Origin of the sequence: Flavobacterium sedimenticola (genome assembly GCF_030053345.1) — a bacterium.
In the GTDB taxonomy this organism is placed as follows: Bacteria; Bacteroidota; Bacteroidia; order Flavobacteriales; family Flavobacteriaceae; genus Flavobacterium; species Flavobacterium sedimenticola.
Window position 1 is genome coordinate 111,003 of the sequence record NZ_JASGBP010000003.1, and the last position, 18,508, is coordinate 129,510.

Genomic DNA, 18,508 nt, shown 5'->3' on the forward strand with positions numbered 1-18,508 from the left:
AAAATATTGTTTAAGTTTGTCCCGTCAAAAATCAAGCCATATTTCTACAAAAATAGCACTAAACCTTTGCAAAGAAAGTTAATTTATATCGTTTTTTTAACAATTTTCCTAACATCGGGAAGTGTCAAAATATATTCACAAGAGTTGCCCAACAACGGCACCTCATTTCCTCCGAAAAAAGAAACATCAACCACTGAAATCAACGCCAACGACTTGGTTAAAGTGGTCGATTCTTCTCAAGGTGATACCGCTACAACTAAAAAACCTCTCTTGGAAGGAAAGATTAAACGCAAAGCGGTAGATTTCGAAAAGCTAGATCAAAAGAAAAAAATCATCACCCTTTACAACAAGGCCGAAGTCTACTATCAGGATATGGAACTGAAGTCGGGTATTATTGTGATTGATTACGAAAAGAACGAAGTATACGCCGGACGCATCAAAGACTCTACCGGAAAATATACCCAACTGCCTGTTTTTAAACAAGGAAACAATGTGGTAGAACCCGACTCGATTCGATTTAACTTAAAAACCAAAAAAGCGTTAGTTTGGAATTCGAGAACCGAACAAGGGGAATTTCGGGTAAAAGCCGAAATTACCAAAAAGGAAAACGACTCCGTGTACTTTATGAAAAAAGCACGCTTTACCACTTCTACCGATGTGGATAACCCCGAATACTATTTTGTGGCCGATAAAGTAAAATTTGTACCCGGAAAAAAAGTAGTGGTTGGCTTTACCAATATGGTGATTGCCGATGTTCCCACGCCTTTGGCCCTACCCTTTGCCTTTTTCCCAATGACCGAAAAGGCCCGATCGGGGCTTATCATTCCGTCCTATAACGATAGTAATACCCGCGGGTTTTCGTTGCAAAACGGAGGATACTACTTTGCGCTAAGCGATCATTACGATTTGGCGGTTTTGGGCGATTATTTTACCAATGGTAGTTATGCGTTGCGTTTTGAGTCGTCGTATGCCAAACGCTATAAATTCTCAGGAAATTTTAATGTGCGCTTTGAAAATATTATTCAGAGTGAAAGAGGGTATCCCGACTATTCCCGTGCCAATAATTACAACATTCAGTGGACACATACCAAAGACGGCAAATCCAATCCCAACTCCCGTTTCTCGGCTTCCGTAAACTTAGGAAGCAGTAAATTCTTCCGTCAGTCCTTAAATCAGGTCAATATCGGTTCAACGCTGAACAACTCTTTTAATTCAACCATTTCTTATTCCAAAACATTCAATTCGGTACCGCAAGTCAATCTGACGTTGGCTGCCACACATACCCAAAACACCAATACCGAGCAGATTAACATGACCTTGCCTACCCTACAATTGAGTGTGGACCGAATATTCCCGTTTGCACCCAAAGACGGCATCAAAAAAGGATTCTTTAAAAACATCAATTTACAATACAATTTGAGGGGTGAAAATCGAATTGCCACCTACGATTCCTTGTTCTTTAAACCCCAAATGTTTCGCGATGCCAAAGTCGGTTTTCAACACAGTGTCCCGTTGAGCACCAACTTTAAAATTTTCAAATACTTCAGTGCTTCAACCGCTGTTAATTACAACGAAGTGTGGTATCTTAAGACTATTAAAAGAACGTATGACCCAACAGCCAACCAAGTGGTTGATACTGATGTGCAAGGTTTTGATGCCTTCCGAACCTATTCCTTTTCTGCCGGTTTAGGAACAACAGTGTACGGAACGTTTAATTTCGGAGAGAATAAGAAAATAAAGGCTATACGACACGTGATGCGTCCTAACATCACCTACAGTTACACGCCTAGTTTTGAAAAATATTACGACACCTATGACCCCGACGGTAGCGGCACTATGCTTAAAGAATACAGCCGATTCGAAGGCGGTATTTTTGGGGCACCCGGAAAAAACATGTCCAACAACATTGGTTTTAACCTCAGCAATACCTTTGAAGCCAAAGTAACCGACAAAGATTCTACCAAATTGGAGCCTAAAAAAGTAATGTTGTTAAACAACTTAAACTTTTCTACCAGTTACGACATTACGGCCGACTCCTTACGCTGGTCGCCTTTGCGCGTGAGCGGCGGAACACAGATTTTCAAACAGAAAATGAATATCAACTTTGCGGCGACTTTAGATCCGTATGCCATTAACAATTCGGGGCAACGCATCGATACCTGGAATATTGACAACGGCGGAAGTTTGTTCCGAATGACCAGTGCCAACATGACCTTAAACTACACGTTTTCGAGCAAAGACACGGAAGGCAAGGAAAAGAAAAACACCCAAGGAGAACGCAACGGTGGACGCGAGGATGATTTATTCGGGACCAATACCGATTTGAGTGACCGCCGACAAAGTCAATTTGCCGAAGACGATGAAGGAAAAGAAAATGCAGTGTCGGAATTTTTTAAATACAACTTACCGTTCGACTTAACCTTAGCCTACTCGCTAACCTATTCCAATAACAGACGGGAACAAGAAATCGTCGGTAATTCGGTGATGATTTCAATGAACACCGACATTACCCCTAAATGGAAAATTGGCGTTTCTACCGGTTACGACTTTGTTCAAAAAGGGGTTACCTTTACCCAACTGCGTTTTGAACGGGATTTGTTAAGTTGGCGCATGGATTTTAACTGGGTTCCGTTTGGCGACAATGCCTATTGGGGCTTTTTTATCGGTATCAAATCGGGCGTGTTGAGCGACATCAAGTGGGACAAACGTTCGCTTCCGGATAGAACATTAAGATAAAAAGGTGACGAATGGCGCGTTCAAGGTCTAACCTCGGGCAACCCGTAACCGATAATCCGACTACATAACTAACATACTAAAATCATGAAAAAAATAATTTTTACAGAAAATGCACCGGCTCCTATCGGTCCCTACAACCAAGCGGTTTTGGTAGGCAACACCTTGTACACCTCCGGACAAATTGCTTTGGATCCCAAAACGATGGCATTGGTTTTAGACGATATTGAAACCGAAACCCAACAAGTGATGGAAAATATGAAGGCGGTTTTAGCGGCGGCCGATATGACTTTTGAAAACGTCGTAAAAACGACTATTTTTATTATGAACATGGGCGATTTTGCCCGAATCAATGCGGTATATGGCAGCTATTTCGACGAAGCAAGCGCTCCCGCCAGAGAAACGGTTCAAGTGGCTTGTTTGCCTAAAAATGTAAACGTCGAAATTTCGATGATTGCCGTAAAATAATCAGGGCGTGCCCCTTTGGGTCGCGCTTTCCGCGGTGCATGGCACCCGGCTGCAATCGCTCACGCAAGAGTCGATTATACTACCTCATCCAGCCCTAACAACAACAGTTGCGCCGTGGCCTCATTGGTCGCCAAAGGCACGTTGTGTACATCGCAAATCCGAATCAGCATGTTGATATCCGGTTCGTGCGGATGGCTCGAATTCGGATCTTTAAAAAACAACACCATCTTGGTTTTGCCTTCCGCCACGCGTGCCGCAATTTGAGCATCGCCACCTAAAGGTCCGGATAACATTTTCTTGACTTTAATCCCCACGGCTTCCACTTTACCGCCGGTAGTTCCGGTGGCAATGAGCTTGATGTTTTCTTTCTCGAGTATATGCTTGTTCTTGTTGATAAACTGCACCATATCGGCTTTTTTGCCGTCGTGCGCTATAATGGCAATTTCCATAGATAGATTTTCAGTAAAAATAAAAAATCCCGACGAATCGGGACTTTAAAAAGATTATTTATTCAAAATGTGATACGCAATCAAACCGTCAATCGGGCGACGCAACACATTGCCTAATTGGATGCCGTAACTGTTGAGTACTTCTTCCAATTCGTCTTTCAAATAAAAAGCAATCGAGCCTACAAAATGTACCGGTACTTTGGTACAATTTTCAAATTGCATAATGTAGTTTTCAACAAAGTCAACCATTTCGGCTTTGATGTACTTTTGACAAAACTCAGTGTCTTTGTGTTTAATTAAAAACTTGGCAAAAGTGGCCAAATACGCATTCGGATTCGGTTCTTTGTATAAGTTGGCTTTAATGTAATCGGGATCAACGTTGTATTCTTCTTCAAATTCTTTAGCCAAATCGGCCGGCATTTTTCCAAAATAATACCCGCGAATCAAATGGCGTCCAAAGCGATTTCCGGAACAATCATCCATAGCGATATAACCTAACGATTGTACTTTTTGATGCAACACTTTACCGTCGAAATAACTACAATTAGAACCCGTCCCTAAAATGCAAACAATGGCTTCTTCATCTTTGGGTGTGGTAGCGTAAACGGCGGCGTACGTGTCTTCGTGCACCGAAACGACCGCATTGGTAAAGTACTTTTGGAATACTTGAGTCAAAAAGTTTTTCATGCGATCCGTGCCGCAACCGGCGCCGTAAAAGAAAAGATGGGTGGCTTTCTCTTTATTGTGTTCAATATCGAATTTATCATCTAAACGATGAATGATTTCTTTTTCGTCCAGTACTTCCGGGTTGAGTCCTAAAGATTGCGTGGTAAAAAGCACTTTTCCGTTATCATCAATGGCAATCCAATCGGCTTTGGTAGAACCGCTGTCAACGAGTAATTTCATTTTTGGTTTGGTTTAGTTTGTAAAAAAATAAAATCCCGTCCACAAGAATGCAGACGGGATTTTAAAGCTGTTATAAGTTGGCAATATGTACCGATAAGTCAATTAGTTTGCTCGAATACCCATATTCATTATCATACCAAGAAACCAGTTTGAAGAAAGTGGAATTCAAACCGATACCCGCTTTGGCATCCACCACAGAAGTTCTGGAATCGCCCACAAAATCTTGAGAAACCACATCGTCTTCCGTAAAGCCTAAAATGCCTTTCATTTCATTTTCTGAGGCCTTTTTCAACACCGCCATGATTTCATCATACGTTGTTTCTTTGGCTACCTTTACGGTTAAATCTACCACCGAAACATCAACGGTTGGCACGCGGAACGACATACCGGTTAGTTTACCGTTTAGAGCCGGAATTACTTTTCCTACGGCTTTCGCCGCTCCGGTAGAAGACGGAATGATGTTCACACTAGCCGCACGTCCGCCTCTCCAATCCTTACGAGAAGGTCCGTCGGCAGTCATTTGTGTGGAAGTAGTCGCGTGAACGGTAGTCATTAATCCTTCTACAATGCCGAAATTATCATTGATTACTTTGGCCAAAGGAGCCAAACAATTGGTTGTACAAGAAGCATTAGACACTACGGTATCGGTAGGCTTTACTTCGTGGTGGTTAACCCCCATTACAAACATCGGGGCATCGGCAGACGGTGCTGATATAACTACTTTTTTAGCACCACCGGCAATGTGGGCTTGGGCGGTTTCCAAAGTGGTAAAAAATCCGGTACACTCGGCTACCACATCTACATCTACGGAAGCATCATCCCATTGAATTAATTTCGGATCTCTTTCGGCGGTAACACGGATAAACTTGTCGTTTACATACAATTTTCCGTCTTTAACTTCCACTTTTCCGTTGAAACGACCGTGAACCGAATCGTATTTTAATAAATAAGCTAAATGTTCTACATCTAACAAATCGTTGATGGCTACTACTTCTACGTTATCTCTGTTAAAGGTTTCTCTGAACACAATTCTTCCGATCCTTCCGAAACCGTTAATTCCTAATTTTACTTTTGACATTTTATGTTTGTTACTAATTAAATTACTAATTGAAATGACTATTCATTATGTGGTCATGATATCGGACACTCTGAGTAATTCTTTGTCTATTTCCGAATGACCTTTGATGGCTTGCTCTAACGGAGTTAAAGCGACTTTATCGGCTAGCAATCCGACCATGAAATTGGTTTTACCTTCTAACAGCGATTCTACAGCTTTTACCCCCAAACGAGACGCCAAAACCCTGTCAAAACAAGAAGGCGCGCCACCGCGTTGCATGTGACCTAAAACCGAAACTCTTACATCGTATTCAGGTAAGTTAGCTTCGACGTAATCTTTGAGTTCGAATACGTTTTTACCGATTTTATCGCCTTCAGCAATTACGACTATACTCGATGATTTTCCGGATGCTTTACTTTTCTTTAAAGAATCCAACAAACGTTCCAGACCTAAATCTTCTTCGGGTATTAAGATTTCTTCGGCTCCGGCACCGATTCCGGCATTTAAAGCAATATGACCGGCATCGCGCCCCATAACCTCTACAAAGAAGAGGCGGTTGTGCGAACTCGCCGTATCGCGAATTTTATCGATTACTTCCACCACCGTATTTAAAGCCGTGTCGTAACCCAAGGTATGACTGGTTCCGAAAATATCGTTGTCTATAGTTCCCGGAATGCCCATCACCGGAAAACCGAATTCGTTGTTAAATACTTCCGCACCGGTAAAAGAACCGTCACCACCGATAACCACCAAAGCATCGACGCCGGCACTTTTTAAGTTTTGATACGCTTTTTGACGACCTTCCGGTGTCATAAATTCTTTAGAACGCGCCGATTTTAAAATAGTTCCGCCTTTGTTTACGATGTTGTTTACGCTACGCGGCCCCATTTCTTTAAAATCGCCCTCAATCATGCCTTGATAGCCTCGGTAAATCCCGATACATTCGACATTATGGTAGGCACACGTTCTGACTACAGAACGAATGGCGGCATTCATTCCGGGTGAATCACCCCCGGAAGTTAAGACACCAATCTTTTTTATGTTTTTAGACATATTTTTGAGATTAAAATGTAAAATTAGCAAAGATGAAGTAGTTTTTTACTCGTATCGTCAACATATTGACTTTGAGAATAAAATTCAATCGTTTTCGTTGATAAGTTTTTAAGTATGACAGCAGCCGAGTGTCATGAAACGATTAATCCTCTGAAGGAACAGCCTCCGGATTGGGTTTGGGTTCAGACTTCTTTTTGTCCTTTTCAGCATCGGTTTTCTTCTTCATCTGAATACCTTCGGGAAACATCTCCGAATCGTGATCGTCGTGGTTCTCCGTTTTCTTGGCTTTATTCTTCTTAGCGTTCTTGAGGATTTTGTTGACCAATTCTTTCAAAGTATCAAAATCCACTTCGTACGACATTCCGATACCTTGTGTATAGCCAATACCTTGACCGATATAGGTAATATCATTTTCTTTATTAAAAACTCTCAGGTTGAGTGTTCCGTCTTCGTTTACCCTATACTGTACTTCGACATCACCCACAATAGCTGTTTCGGTAATTCCGCCCACCGGAACCCCAACTTTCCCGTTTACAGTGATACGGTCGTTAATTCGGGAGGAAACATTAACATTTACACGAGCGTCGGATTGTTGTCCGGTTTGAAGTCGGTCGGCAATAACATATTCCGGCGCAATGGAAACTTTATCATTATCGCCCGAAAAGATATCTTTGAACAAACTCCCTGCTTTTTCAAAAAGATTGTTGGATAATTGATTTTGGTCGACACCTTCCTGACTCAAAAAGCTACCGGTGGAAAGCAAATACAAGGCTTGCGTTTGTCGTTTGTCTTTATCGTCTAACTGGTATTGAATCTCCGATTTTAAGGTACTGCCGACAGTTGGAAAGTTGATATTAAAATCGGGCTCCGGACTCGACAAGCTTCCTTTCACCCCGATGACCACTTCTACATCAACCTTTTTATTAAAAGAAGGATTATCAATAAGTACCGCAGGATTGGCTGTGGTATTGTAAACCGCTTCTAAGTTTAACGTGGCTGCCATCGGATCACCCGACCAAATAATGGAACCGCCTTTTTTTACATCAAACTTTTTATCGATTAAGCCGCCGTATTTAAAATTATAAGAACCTTCTAAAGCAATGAAGTCGCCGAACATTTCAAATTTACCCAGGGTATTGATTCGGAACAGCAAGGTTCCGTATCCTTTTCCTTTCATCCCGTGACCGGAATCTCGGTTGAGAATGACTTCAATATCGGCATTTTTATTAATTTCAAAATTGAAATCCAATTCCAAACCATTGAAATTTTTATTGACCGCCAATTTATCTTTTCCTTTTTTAATCCTTTCGCTTGGCGATAAAATATGAATATAACTGTTCTCCTCTACCGATTCGGCATCGTTGATAGGAATTTTGATGTCGGTTCCTTTGGCCGACTCGGCATTCACCCGAATCATCAAACCACTCGTTGGACCTTTGATGGTGGCAGAACCATCCATAAAGGCTTTGCCATAATAGGCCGCATCCTCATGATCCACAGTATTCAAGGCTAGCAATCGGTTGGAGTTGACGGCCAAATCCAACTGCCAATCGCCAAACTGTTTGTGTCTGATATACCCGCTCAACGTTCCTTGTGTTTCAAATTCGGTGTCTTTAATGGTCGTTTCCCGTATGATAAATTTATTTTCGGTAACGTCTACGATGGAATTATTCACAAACTGATAATCGGCATTGAGATACGGTATGGTGAGTCCGGCATCATTAATGAACAACCTTCCGTTGTAATCCAAACTGTTAAAATTGCCGTCAATACGAGCATTTCCGGAAGCAAAACCGCGAATATTCGTAATCACATCACCCCCAATCATGCTCAAAATTCCCAAATTAAATCGGTCGAAACTCAAATCAATGTCGAGTAGCGTTTGATTGCCTACCACTTGAATATCCCCGTCGGCATTAAACGAATCCACATTTTCATTTTCCAGATTCGAGTTTAAGTGGAACTTTGTCAGCGTTTCATCTCCTTTGATATCCAGATTGAGATCTCCCAAGGCAATACTGTTAACCGAGAGACTATCAATCGTGACTTGTGCTGTAGGCTGAAAAACGGCATTGCTTTGTTTGAAGTTGACTTTACCGTTTAAATTCCCCGCAAATTTGAATTTTTCGACATCCGGTGTGACTTTATTGAGGTTCACATTGGTAAAGTCGAGCTGTAAATCTTTATTGAGCCTGTCTTTGATAACGCCAATCAAATTGATGCTTTCGTCTTCGTGAGACAACATCAAACTGTTAAAGGAAAAGCTGGTCATTTTTTTATCGAATACAATCTTATTCGTATTCGCTTCATCCTTTTCGTTTAAATACCATAAATAATCCTTGAACATCAACTCCGATTTTTCAAAACCAACCACATTGTTGTTTTCTTTGTTGATGGTATGGTAGAAATTAAGGTTGTAAAAATCGAGTCCTTCTTTTCCGCCTTTAAACTCGGTTCTGAAATGCAGCGTGTCGTTGACAAAAGTATTAATCATACTGAAATCGCGTACTTTGTAATGCTTGGTCTTAATAGAATCCATTTGAACATAAGCATTATACAGCGGATTTTTGTTATCAACCTGCACCAAAACATTATCAAAAGTATTTTGGTAGGCCGTGACTTTCGGAGAGCTAAAATTAAGGTTAAAGTTCTTGGTATCAGAGCCTACATTTCCTCTGAGAATGGTGTTGGAAGCCAGCGTAATATCGGGGTTAAAAATCTCAATAATTTTACTATTGACGGCAAAATTGAATTTCACATACTGATTAGGTCCTACTGCATTAGGTTTGTAATTGGAGTAAAAAGTTCCTAATGAGTTTTCAACCATTTTTTGGAGTTGATTGAATTTAAAACGCCCCACTACAGAGCCCTGGATGGCATCGGGTGAATTAACCGCAATTGTTCTTTCCCCGGTAGCATCAAAAGAAGAGTTCAACTCGAGTATGTCTAAAAAGTAAATGTCTTTTTTGTTCTGATAGGAAGCATTCGTTAACAGCAAATTTCCTTTTAAATTATCGAATGAATTTCCGGTGGCTTTCACTACAATATCACCTTTGAATACCGATATGGAGTCTTTGATGAAATTTAATTTTACCAAATTGGCATAATCGATTTTAGAGTGGAAATCATAAATGTTTTCCCGTTTGGATAAGTCAACCGTTCCGTTAAAATCCATAAACAAGTTTGGATCATTAACGAATACTTTCCCTCTGAAAATGGGTTGCTTGAAGTAACCATCCACAATAATCTTGCTGTAATTATAACCGTTGTATTGCGCTTGATAGACGTCGCCTACAAAGGAAGTATTCAAATATTTTTGCGTAAATCCTTTACCGTCTACATCCAAATCCAAACTTACTTTACCGATGGTTTTATCGTTGATGAGTGCTCCCACATCGAAACCATCCAGAATTACATTGCCACTGTATTGTGCATTGTCGATATTGTTGAGATTCGACATGTGCAAATCCGACTCGACAATGCCTAAGGCCGTATTCATGACAAAATCGGTGTTGATGTACGTTTGTGTTACTTCAGCCGTACCGGTGTACTGAAACTGCCCCAGTTTTTGTAATGATGACGGAAGTTTTTTGCCTAAAATATTGGGCAACAACTTTGTCAAATCGGTATAAGTGGAAGTGATTTTATCAAAATCACCCTTCATGTAAAACTGCCCCGGACTTCTGGGAAACAGGTTCTTAAAATTGACATCACCCCTAATCACCGAGTTACTGTCGTCTACCAGATACAAACGGGTGGCGTAGAAATTATTCAACGTTCCTTTGATTTTCGATTTCAAATAGAACTTTTTATTTTTTCCTAATTCGGCATAAAAACATCTGATGTCGTTGGTGGAAAGTCGGGAACTGTCCACAACCACATCAAATTTGACCCGATTGTTAAAATCGCTGAAATCGTGATTGTCTTTATTATAAATCAACCGAACGTTTCCTTTAAGAAAGGATTCGGGTGTTTTGATAGCCATCTTTTGGAGCACTATATTGCTCTTGGTATAGGTAAAATCGGCTTCCAAATTATCAACCAAAACGCCGCGGTGGTCTTTAAATGACATCGTGGCAATGGTTGTATACACATTGGGACCTTTAATCTTGAATTTTTTCAGATGGGCGTTTAGTTGGGTAAAATCAACATCTTTCGGTTGCGCTCTGTTTTCGTCAATCATCACAAAACGGCTTTCTTTGAGATGGATGTTATCGGAAGTCATCAAAAACTTTCCGCTCCCTTTTTTGCCGTCATCAAAGGCATCAACAAACAAATCCAAACTGGTATCCTTTTCGTTTTTGTAGGTTTTGATTTGAAGGTAAAACTGATCCAATTGCAAATCCCCGAAAATGAGTTTCCCGTTTATCAATTTGTTTAAATCGAGTATGCTGGTTTTAATGCGTTGCGAATAAATCAGGGTGTCTTGATGATGGTCTAAAATAAGCACCTTTTTGAGCTTGACACCGCCAAAAAAAGTAATCGCTACTTCGTCGATATTGATGTTAGTGCCGTATTCTTCATTGATGTTCTTAGTGGCATAATGGGCAATTTTGGTTTGCACCACCGGCAGGGAGAGCGCTATCGTTATGAGTAGCAAAAACAAAACAAGCCCAATAACTGTGCGGAGAATAATCTTTCTGACTTTTTTGAGCTTGCTATTTTTTTTATTTTTTTCCAAATGGTGTTTGACTTAGGAAAGAAAATTACCTTTGCAAAAAATCGTTATTTTTGATTTTTCGGACGGACTGTCAAATATAAATCAAAATTTGTGCCCTTTATGCATCCTGAGGAAGTTTTTATTCTGGCTATTGAAAGTTCGTGTGATGACACGGCTGCTGCCGTTTTGCGCAATAATAAAGTGCTTTCGAATGTCGTAGCCCGACAACACATACACGAAGAATACGGTGGTGTCGTTCCCGAACTCGCTTCGAGAGCGCACCAGCAAAACATAGTACCCGTGATTGATGTGGCGTTGAAGAAAGCCGGAGTTGCCAAAGAACAACTCGCTGCCATTGCTTTTACACAAGGTCCGGGACTGATGGGTTCACTCTTGGTGGGCACCTCTTTTGCCAAATCGTTGGCGATGGCTTTACAAATTCCGCTTATTGCAGTCAATCATATGCATGCTCATATTTTGGCACATTTTATTGATGAGGAAGGATTTGATAAACCCGAATTTCCCTTTTTAGCACTAACCATTTCGGGCGGACATACCCAAATTGTGAAAGTCAACGATTTTTTTGATTTGGAAATTATCGGAGAAACTACTGACGATGCAGTAGGTGAAGCCTTTGATAAAACGGCAAAAATACTGGGGCTTCCCTATCCGGGCGGACCGTTAATCGATCAATTTGCCGCAGCAGGAAATCCGAAACGATTTGCTTTTACCAAACCCAAAGTGGATGGTTTAGACTTTAGTTTCTCGGGGTTGAAAACGCAAATTTTATATTTCGTCCAAAAACATGTGGCCGAAAATCCGAACTTTATTGAAGAAAACAAAAACGACATTTGTGCTTCGGTGCAAAACATCATCATCGAAATTTTGATGGAGAAATTGCAGCTGGCCGTAGCAGAAACCGGTATCCGGCAAATTGCCATCGGCGGTGGGGTTTCGGCCAATTCGGGCATCCGAAACACACTAAAAGCGGCCGAAGGAAAATACGGTTGGAAAACCTTTATTCCGAAATTTGAGTACACTACCGATAACGCTGCCATGATTGGGATTGTTGGGTATCACAACTATTTACACGACAAGTTTGCCGATGCTGCCGTGGTAGCCAAAGCCCGAATTGAATTTTAAACTATGCAATTATTTTACAACCCTACGGTTTCATCAAGTACCGATACGTTTGTTTTTGACAAAGAAGAAAGCAAACACATCATCAAAGTGCTTCGTAAAAAAGAAGGCGATGTATTGCATGTCACCAACGGTTTAGGATTTTTATTTGTCACCGAAATTGTTTTGGCTTCCGATTCCAAATGCACCGTTGCCATTCGTTCGTTTACCGAACAAAAGCCAACCGAATTTTATTTGCATTTGGCCGTAGCGCCTACCAAAATGAACGAGCGCTACGAGTGGTTTCTAGAAAAAGCCACCGAGATAGGCATACACGAAATCACACCGATTATTTGTGACCATTCGGAACGAAAAGTGGTTAAAACCGATCGTTTTCAAAAAATTATAGAAGCGGCCATGAAGCAATCGCTGCATTATTTTTTGCCTAAATTAAACGACTCGATTTCGTTTAAGGAGTTTCTCAAAAAAGAGCATCCCGGACAAAAATTCATCGCACATTGTGAAGAAACCGACAAAAAATCGTTGAAGCACGAATTAAAAACCAAAGAGGCTGTCACCATACTCATCGGTCCCGAAGGCGATTTTTCAGGTAAAGAAATTGAAACCGCTATTGAAAATGCCTTTATTCCGGTATCTTTGGGTCAAACTCGTTTGCGTACTGAAACCGCTGCGGTGGTCGCTTGCCATTCGGTAGTGTTTAAAAACGAAGTCTAATTAAAAAGGTATGAAAAGAATACTGATACTGTTCCTATTATTCACGACCGTGGGATATTCCCAGGAAATTGCCTTGCTGAAATACAATGGCGGAGGCGATTGGTATGCCAATCCTACCTCGTTACCCAATTTGATTAAATATTGCAATCAAACCATCAACACCAATATTAAAAGCAAGCCCGCGACGGTAGAACCCGGGAGTCCCGATATTTTCAGTTATCCGTTTGTACACTTAACCGGCCACGGGAATATTGTGTTCAGCGATGCCGAAATCGTGAATTTAAGAAATTACATGCTTTCGGGCGGATTTATTCATGCCGACGACAACTATGGTATGGATCAATACATTCGAAGAGAAATTAAACGCATTTTCCCGAACAACGATTTGGTGGAGATTCCGGCCAATCATCCTATTTTCCAAAAACCCAATGTGTTTGCTTCCGGACTACCCAAAATACACGAACACGACAACAAACGTCCGCAAGCCTTTGGCGTTTTTATAGAAAACCGATTGGTTTTTCTATACACCGTTGAGTGCGACTTAGGTGACGGATGGGAAGATCCGGATGTACACAACGACCCGAAAGAAGTCAGAGAAAAAGCACTCAAAATGGGCGCCAATCTACTTTACTACATTTTCAACAATTAAAAGCAGCTTTAATCTTTCAAAAAAGCAGTATGCCGATTTAAAAAGTCTAAAATCGTTGTTGTTTGTCGATTTGTTGAAAACTTCCGCTGATTTATTTTTAAAATAAACTCTTATTCTATAAAATTGCAATAACTATTTAACCAAATAATTATTGAATTATGAAAAAAATTTGTTTATCATTGGCAGTATTGTCAATGCTGTTTTCTTGCCAAGAAGATGAAAAGGCAAACCAATCGGAAGCAAGAATTACCAAGAGAAACTGTGTTTCTTATGAAGTTTTAGAGCGACAACTACAAGAAAATCCGGAATTAGCCATCAAAATGAATCAAATCGAATCATTTACGGAGAATGCCATAGCTAACGGGCGTTTGGTAAACGGAAAAATTGTCATTCCGGTGGTGGTGAACGTTTTGTATAAAACCGCGGCTGAAAATATTTCATTGGCACAAATTCAATCGCAAATTGATGTGTTGAATGCTGATTTTAATGCGCAGAATGCCGATTACAATCAGGTTCCGACGCTGTTCTCCGGTGTAAAAGCCAATGTAGGCATCTCTTTTGAATTGGATCAGGTAATTCGAAAATCAACTACTAAAACCTCTTGGGGAACCCGTGACGCCATGAAAAAAGCCAAGCAAGGCGGAATTGATCCTACTTCTCCATCAACTAAATTAAATCTTTGGGTGTGTACCATTGGCGGCGGAATCTTAGGGTATGCGCAGTTCCCGGGTGGTTCGGCAGCTACTGACGGGGTAGTTATCGATTCCCGATATTTTGGGGTGTACAGTAATTCAAGTCCAAGTTACCCATACAACTTAGGAAGAACCGCTACTCACGAAGTAGGCCACTGGATGAATTTACGTCATATTTGGGGTGATACTACTTGTGGAAACGACTTTGTGGCTGATACTCCGCTACACAATACCGCTAATTACGGCGTACCAACGTATCCGCATTACAGCACCTGTTCCGGTACACCGGTTGAGATGACTATGAACTACATGGACTACACGGATGACCGTGGTATGTATATGTTTACTGCCGGACAAAAAGCGCGTATGGATGCCATATTCTTATCGGGCGGACCACGATTTTCTTTTGCACAGCCATAATAAATAACCGTATAATTTTAAAAACTCGTCTCGTTACTTTTAATGAGACGAGTTTTTTTTTACTTTAGTCAAAATTAAAATTATGATAACCTCAAGAACAATAGCTGTCGGAATTGTGAAAGCGATTGGTATCCTATTACTGTTTGCGCTGCTACTCTATTTTCTGTATAAGATTCAAACCGTTATATTGTACTTGATTATCGCACTCGTTTTTACCCTGATAGCTAACCCGGTTGTGGAATTTTTAAGACAAAAACTCAAATTCTCGAATACGGCTGCGGTATCGGTCACTTTAGTTTTTTTTATGCTGATTATTGTCGGCATACTATTGATGTTTGTTCCGCTGATTGTTTCACAAAGCAACAATCTGTCACTGCTGAACACACAAGCCATTGAAAAAAATATTGTTGAACTGACCAATCAAACATTAACTTACTTAAAGAGTCATAATATTGATGCCAAAAAATTAGTCAACACCAACATTAACCTCGACGTTTTCACCTCTTTTTTCAACTCCATACTCACTACCATAAGTAATATTGGTGTCGGATTGGCATCGGTTTTCTTTATTACTTTTTTCTTTTTAAAAGATAAAGTGATGTTTTTGGTAGGTGCCAAAAAGATATTACCCGATGCTCACGAAGAGCAAATCATAAATTCGGTGACCAAGATTAACGAATTGTTGTCGCGATATTTTATCGGATTGCTGTTACAGCTGCTCATTATTTTTGTGCTTTATCTGATTGTGCTTTTAATTTTCGGGATTGAGAACGCCCTAATCATTGCTTTTCTGTGTGCCATTTTAAACATTGTGCCTTACATCGGTCCGATTATCAGCACCATCATAGCCGGATTCCTGACCATGATGAGTCATTTAGGCGAAGATTTTCAAACTGAAATTTTACCGTCAACTATTTTTGTACTCATCGGATTCTTTATTGTACAACTCATCGACAACAATATTTCGCAGCCGCTTATTTTCTCGAAAAGTGTTAATTCACATCCGCTGGAAATTTTCTTAGTAATCCTAATCAGCGGGTTTTTATTTGGTATAATGGGAATGGTGATTGCTGTACCTTTGTTTACCATTATTAAAGTAGTTGGGAAAGAATTTTTTCCCGAAAACAAAATCATCAAACAGTTTACCAAAAATATTTAGTATGAATCATGCCCTAGTTTCGGCAGAAATTCAGGATTTCATCCGGCAAAACACCAAGGCTGATGTCCCTAAATTGGCCTTGCAAAAAAATCCGTTTGCTCCTGTGGAGTGGCATGCCATTTTGGAGCAAATCAGTGCCAAACAAAAAGCGGAAACCAAATTGCCTACATGGTTTCAAACCAAAAATATAATTTATCCTTCTAAAATATCCGTTGAGCAAACCTCTTCAGAAAAAACAGCCGCATACAAAGCCACGCTGATTTCCGGCAACCGTTTGATTGATATGAGCGGCGGTTTTGGGATAGATGACTACTATTTTGCCAAAAAAATGAGCGAAGTAATTCATTGTGAGATCAACTCGGAACTTTCGGAAATTGTGGCTCATAACTGTAAAGCACTCAATGTAACAAACATCCGTTGTATCGCCGGTGATAGTACGGAAATTTTGAAGCGACAAAAGGTTTCATTTGATTGGATGTATATCGATCCCTCACGGAGAAATGATACTAAAGGCAAAGTTTTTATGCTTCGGGATTGTTTGCCCAATGTACCCGAAAACTTAGATTTGTATTTTGATTATACCCGTTCTGTTTTAATAAAAACCGCACCGTTATTGGACATCACTGCAGGCTTAGCAGAATTAAAGTATGTTAAAGCCATTCATGTAGTGGCGTTAGATAATGACGTAAAAGAACTGCTCTGGATTTTGGAGAAAAACTATCACGGCAGTGTAAAAATAATCGCAGTTAATATAACCAAAGAAGCCACCGACTCTTTTTCGTTTGACAACAGCACAACAGCATCCGCAACCTTTGATCTTCCAAAACAATACCTATACGAACCGAACGCCGCCATTATGAAATCGGGCGGATTTGACGAAGTGTCAACGCAATTTAATATTGCAAAACTTCACCCACATTCGCATTTGTACACATCAAACACCTTGCTGAAATTTCCCGGTCGGTGTTTTGTAATTGAAAAATGTGTGGATTATACCAAAAACGAAATGAAACACTTACTGACTCAGACAAAAGCTAACGTTACGGTACGCAATTTTCCCGAAACGGTGGATACCATCCGAAAAAAATGGAAAATAAAAGAAGGTGGCGACCGTTATTGTTTTTTCACCACTGACAAAAATAACCGCAAAATAGTTTTACTTTGCACCAAATTATAAACTGCCTTATGAAGAATCTAATTGCTGTGTTTGCCTTTTTACTGCCTTTAACCGTATTGGCGCAAAACCCTTGTGAAATTGATGTGAATGTCAATGACAGTTTAGGGACTTACAAATCGACCAAACAGTATATGATTTTTGAACGAAGTTTTGCCGGTAATTCTACCAACATTTACTTTTCATTAATCAACAGTAATGGGGTTTTAGGAGTGGAAACACAAATTTTACAACGCAGTGACGAATTCATCAAAGCGCTTTGTTTTGATGCCAACACTAAAATTTACCTGCAGTTGAATAACGGAAAAATTGTAACGCTGTTAAACGCCAATCAGGAAAGTTGCGGGACTTTACTACGAGACGATCAAAATAAAAACAACCGCATTCTGACCGGGACTTTTGCTTTTGCCAAGGAAAATTTCGAGTACTTGAAGTCGTCTCCCGTAACGTTTATGCGAATAAAATTTGCCGGCGAAACCATCGATTATCCTTTTAAAACCTCGTTTGTTTCGGAAATGGATAAAGCCAAGTACGAACCCGAAAATTATTTTATCAACTACTTAAAGTGTATTGAAAATTAGTCGGCACAGCGCCATTTCTGATTCGACACTTTATCGGCAGCACTGTTATTTAAGTTGTAATGCCACCATTCTGAGTCGAACGATTTGAAATTATGTTGCAGCATTATTTCTTTTAAAAACTTTCGGTTGTCCAAAACTTCCTGGCTCAGATTTTGGTAATGATGACCGGCTTCTTCTCCGAAAAAATCAAATGCTGTTCCCATAGGCAACTCCATTCCCAAAGAATCAACTAACGTAATATCGACAGCACCGCCCCGATTGTGAATGGAACCTTTTTTGGGATTGGCTACATAATTGGCATCGGGAACTAGTTTCCACATCTTTTTTTGGATAGCCAACGGCCTGTAACAATCATACAACTTAATGCGATACCCTTTTTTCATAAATGCTTTGTTGGCTTCTAATAAAGCTTTGATGGTTTTTACCCGCAAAAAACACTCCCCGCAAGGATATACCTTCTCTTTTAGAAAATTATCCGCCGTGGCATACTTCATATCGAATACGAAATCATTACTGAAATTTTTGAGATTGACAAAAGCATTCTCATCGCTTTCCTGATGAATATCGAGTAAAACAGGCGACTTTTGACTGTTGAGATAGGCGGATTGGCAAGAAGCTGTCAACAATACTAGGAAAAGAATTGACAATCTAAA

At 40.2% G+C, this 18,508-nt stretch carries 15 protein-coding genes; 9 read left to right on the forward strand and 6 right to left on the reverse strand.

The genetic code is table 11. The features are described 5' to 3' along the window. Nucleotides 1–66: 66 nt before the first annotated feature. Nucleotides 67–2,736 (forward strand): putative LPS assembly protein LptD, encoded by a 2,670-nt coding sequence (locus QHT84_RS06790; protein ID WP_407649236.1) that lies wholly within the window; start codon nucleotides 67–69, stop codon nucleotides 2,734–2,736. An 84-nt stretch (nucleotides 2,737–2,820) separates the two neighbouring features. After that, nucleotides 2,821–3,201: a RidA family protein gene (locus QHT84_RS06795; protein ID WP_283238802.1), complete on the forward strand. Its 381-nt coding sequence runs from the start codon at nucleotides 2,821–2,823 to the stop codon at nucleotides 3,199–3,201. 74 nt (nucleotides 3,202–3,275) lie between these two features. Here the strand turns inward: QHT84_RS06795 and QHT84_RS06800 are convergent, their stop codons facing one another. The 5 genes from QHT84_RS06800 to QHT84_RS06820 all read right to left on the reverse strand — a co-directional run bounded on the left by QHT84_RS06800 (nucleotide 3,276) and on the right by QHT84_RS06820 (nucleotide 11,272). Further along, a complete protein-coding gene (locus QHT84_RS06800) occupies nucleotides 3,276–3,650 on the reverse strand; it encodes a methylglyoxal synthase (RefSeq protein ID WP_283238803.1) in 375 nt (124 codons plus the stop codon). 54 nt (nucleotides 3,651–3,704) lie between these two features. After that, nucleotides 3,705–4,556, reverse strand: a complete 852-nt coding sequence (locus QHT84_RS06805) for a BadF/BadG/BcrA/BcrD ATPase family protein (protein WP_283238804.1) — start codon at nucleotides 4,554–4,556, stop codon at nucleotides 3,705–3,707. Nucleotides 4,557–4,626: 70 nt separating this feature from the next. Then, nucleotides 4,627–5,634, reverse strand: coding sequence for a type I glyceraldehyde-3-phosphate dehydrogenase (gene gap, locus QHT84_RS06810; protein WP_283238805.1), 1,008 nt, complete (start codon nucleotides 5,632–5,634; stop codon nucleotides 4,627–4,629). A 45-nt stretch (nucleotides 5,635–5,679) separates the two neighbouring features. After that, nucleotides 5,680–6,666: a 6-phosphofructokinase gene (pfkA, locus tag QHT84_RS06815; protein WP_283238806.1), complete on the reverse strand. Its 987-nt coding sequence runs from the start codon at nucleotides 6,664–6,666 to the stop codon at nucleotides 5,680–5,682. Nucleotides 6,667–6,808: 142 nt separating this feature from the next. Beyond that, complete coding sequence (locus QHT84_RS06820; protein WP_283238807.1) at nucleotides 6,809–11,272, reverse strand: translocation/assembly module TamB domain-containing protein; 4,464 nt, start codon at nucleotides 11,270–11,272, stop codon at nucleotides 6,809–6,811. 174 nt (nucleotides 11,273–11,446) lie between these two features. On the opposite strand from QHT84_RS06820, the gene tsaD reads away from it, so the two are divergent. From tsaD to QHT84_RS06855, 7 genes are all read left to right on the forward strand, one after another. Next, nucleotides 11,447–12,469 carry a tRNA (adenosine(37)-N6)-threonylcarbamoyltransferase complex transferase subunit TsaD gene (tsaD, locus tag QHT84_RS06825; RefSeq protein WP_283238808.1) on the forward strand — a complete coding sequence of 341 codons (1,023 nt, stop codon included), beginning with the start codon at nucleotides 11,447–11,449 and terminating at the stop codon, nucleotides 12,467–12,469. A gap of 3 nt (nucleotides 12,470–12,472) precedes the next feature. After that, entirely contained in the window at nucleotides 12,473–13,180 is a 708-nt protein-coding gene (locus tag QHT84_RS06830; protein ID WP_283238809.1) for a 16S rRNA (uracil(1498)-N(3))-methyltransferase, read from the forward strand. Nucleotides 13,181–13,190: 10 nt separating this feature from the next. Then, entirely contained in the window at nucleotides 13,191–13,829 is a 639-nt protein-coding gene (locus QHT84_RS06835) for a DUF4159 domain-containing protein (RefSeq protein ID WP_283238810.1), read from the forward strand. A gap of 158 nt (nucleotides 13,830–13,987) precedes the next feature. Continuing rightward, nucleotides 13,988–14,941: a zinc metalloprotease gene (locus tag QHT84_RS06840; RefSeq protein ID WP_283238811.1), complete on the forward strand. Its 954-nt coding sequence runs from the start codon at nucleotides 13,988–13,990 to the stop codon at nucleotides 14,939–14,941. An 82-nt stretch (nucleotides 14,942–15,023) separates the two neighbouring features. Continuing rightward, entirely contained in the window at nucleotides 15,024–16,100 is a 1,077-nt protein-coding gene (locus QHT84_RS06845; RefSeq protein ID WP_283238812.1) for an AI-2E family transporter, read from the forward strand. Nucleotide 16,101: 1 nt separating this feature from the next. Next, entirely contained in the window at nucleotides 16,102–17,277 is a 1,176-nt protein-coding gene (locus tag QHT84_RS06850) for a THUMP-like domain-containing protein (RefSeq protein ID WP_283238813.1), read from the forward strand. An 8-nt stretch (nucleotides 17,278–17,285) separates the two neighbouring features. Next, a complete protein-coding gene (locus tag QHT84_RS06855) occupies nucleotides 17,286–17,855 on the forward strand; it encodes a hypothetical protein (RefSeq protein WP_283238814.1) in 570 nt (189 codons plus the stop codon). Here the strand turns inward: QHT84_RS06855 and QHT84_RS06860 are convergent. Beyond that, nucleotides 17,852–18,502 (reverse strand): M15 family metallopeptidase, encoded by a 651-nt coding sequence (locus QHT84_RS06860; RefSeq protein WP_283238815.1) that lies wholly within the window; start codon nucleotides 18,500–18,502, stop codon nucleotides 17,852–17,854. The two genes, QHT84_RS06855 and QHT84_RS06860, sit on opposite strands and share 4 nt — an antisense overlap. Between the last annotated feature and the right edge of the window lie 6 nt (nucleotides 18,503–18,508).